The sequence below is a fragment of the Mesorhizobium sp. M7A.F.Ca.CA.002.05.1.1 genome (assembly GCF_003998335.1).
Classification (GTDB): domain Bacteria; phylum Pseudomonadota; class Alphaproteobacteria; order Rhizobiales; family Rhizobiaceae; genus Mesorhizobium.
This window is the reverse complement of sequence record NZ_RZQI01000971.1, coordinates 1-2,149: the sequence shown is the minus strand read 5'-3', so window position 1 is coordinate 2,149 and position 2,149 is coordinate 1. Positions and strand designations below refer to the sequence as shown.

3 protein-coding genes are annotated in these 2,149 nt (G+C 62.8%); 1 reads left to right on the top strand and 2 read right to left on the bottom strand.

Features of this window, described 5'->3' with window-relative positions:
* Positions 1-683 (top strand): P1 family peptidase (locus EN939_RS31295; protein ID WP_206528387.1); only part of this gene is annotated, 683 nt, incomplete at its 5' end.
* Positions 684-752: 69 nt separating this feature from the next.
* On the opposite strand, the gene EN939_RS31290 is transcribed toward EN939_RS31295, so the two are convergent.
* Together EN939_RS31290 and doeB are read right to left on the bottom strand one after the other, a co-directional pair.
* Positions 753-1,007 carry a DUF768 domain-containing protein gene (locus EN939_RS31290; protein ID WP_127271474.1) on the bottom strand — a complete coding sequence of 85 codons (255 nt, stop codon included), beginning with the start codon at positions 1,005-1,007 and terminating at the stop codon, positions 753-755.
* A 470-nt stretch (positions 1,008-1,477) separates the two neighbouring features.
* On the bottom strand, positions 1,478-2,149 hold a 672-nt coding region (doeB, locus tag EN939_RS31285), incomplete at its 5' end, for a N(2)-acetyl-L-2,4-diaminobutanoate deacetylase DoeB (protein WP_127271472.1).

Genomic DNA, 2,149 nt, shown 5'->3' with positions numbered 1-2,149 from the left:
CGGAGACCTATGACGGCTTCCTCAACGACATCAACGGCCACCATTTGACGTCAGAGCATGTTGCGCAGGCTCTCGACGGTGCCGCCGGCGGGCCTATCGAGGAAGGCAGCGTCGGCGGCGGCACCGGCATGATCACCTTCGGCTTCAAGGCCGGCTCCGGCACGGCGTCGCGCATCGTCGAATGGCAAGGCCGTGCCTACACCGTCGGCGCCTTCGTGCAGTCTAATTTTGGAAAACGGCGCAATATCACCATTCGCGGCCTGCGCGCCGGGCCGGAGCTTCTCGAACCGGCGGTCCGCGAAGGCACACCGCGTGCTGAAAAGGGCTCGATCATTGCCGTCGCCGCCACCGACGCACCGTTCCTGCCGCATCAGATGAAGCGGCTGGCCCGACGGGTGCCGCTTGGCGTCGCCTTGACCGGCGGCTTCGGCTATCACAGTTCAGGCGACATTTTTATCGCCTTCTCGACCGCCAATGCGAGCGCGGCGCTGGCGCCATCCGGCCGCATCGCCAGCGCCGATTTTATTCCGGACACCGATATCGATCCGTTTTTCGATGCAGTGATCCAGACCGTGGAGGAAGCAATCCTCAACGCGCTGGTTGCCAATGACGATATGACCGGACGCGACGGGAATTTCGTGCCGGCGCTGCCGAAGACGTGGCTGAAGGAGAAGTTTGGCTGAAGACAAAAACGCGGGCCACAAGCCCGCGCTGGAACACGTCGCCGCTATGCGATCATTCCGCGGCTTTGATCATTCCGCGGCTTTTCCGGGGGCCTGCTGGCTTTCCTCGGCCTCGGCCGCTTCCTCAAGCCGGGATGCGATAAGTTCCTGGATATCGCCGACTTCTTCCTGGATGTCCTCCAGCGGGATGCCGACCTCGGCCGCCTCGGCGGCGCACTCCTTGGCCAGGGTTTCGGCCTGCTTGTCGATCCTTGCCTGGGAGGACTGGCAATGGACCTTTTCGCCGATCCATCCCCGCAAGAATTCGATGGCGTGTTCACTCATACTGCTGTTCCCTGGCGGCAAAGCCGGTTGGTAATCACAAACGTCGACATCCCGCAAAGGATGCATGTCCCCATTCCAGCCGAGTCGCGGTCGTCCGGCAAGCCAATGCCGTCCAAGGTCCACAGAGCCATAGGAAATCGAGGGGTCAAGAGCATTTTCTGATTCTGGAGGGGTCGGTACCGTTGGCTGGGTCACGCCCAGCGCTGCGCCACTGTTTCTATTTGCTTTTTTCCGGTTTCCGAGCCGATTTCCGTCACAATAGATGGCGCAACACACTACACATTCACAGTTGCTTCGAGGTGCTGCCCTCGGGCGCGCAGGTCGAAGCCGCCGCTATATAGTGACATCCTCCTGCAATGTCGACTCCGCTCGCCATGCTGCTTCTTTCCGCCGCGCCGAAGGCTCCGCAACGGATCAAGAGCAAGTGACGATGGACGCGAACCGGGTGGAGCAAGCCTCGGCGGAATCGCTCAGACGTGCACAGCCACCACCGCCGCGCAGTCGCCGGCCTTGACCAGCCCGGGGAAATGCCGCGCCGCCAGCATGCCCGACATTTTTGCCCGGATCTCCTGCGGGGCGATGCCGGTGCGGCCGGTGGAATGGATGCGCGCCAGCACCGAGCCTTCTTCGACGGGCTCACCGAGATCGACCATGGTTTCGATCATGCCGTCATCTTCGGCGAAGGAGAAACAATCGCCCGACGGCATGTCGAGCCACTGGGTTCGAGTCTTCTCGACCGCACCATCTACAATGCCAGCATGGCGCAGTACGTTGAGAATGCCGCGCCGCGCGATCCGCACCGTCTGCGCACGCGACGTGCCGCCGCCGCCCAGCTCGGTGCTGACGAAGACCTTGCCCATCTCCTCGGCTGCCGTGTCATACATGCCGACGGCGTCGATCTCGATCATGCGCATCGAGAACGGGGCGGCGAAGGCCGCGACCGCGTCGAAGGCTTTCTGTTCCAGCGCCTTGTCGGGCAAAGTATGCGCGGCGCAGAACGGCACGAAGTCCAGCGTCTTGCCGCCGGAATGGAAGTCGAACACGATGTCGGCGCGGGGGAGCAGCTCACGCTGGAAATAGTCGGCGATCTTCTCGGTCACCGTCCCGTCCGGCCGGCCGGGAAAGCTGCGGTTCATGTTGCC

Excerpts from the sequence above, each read along its gene's own strand:
- EN939_RS31290 (WP_127271474.1), bottom strand. The coding sequence starts at position 1,007 with ATGAGTGAACACGCCATCGAATTCTTGCGGGGATGGATCGGCGAAAAG.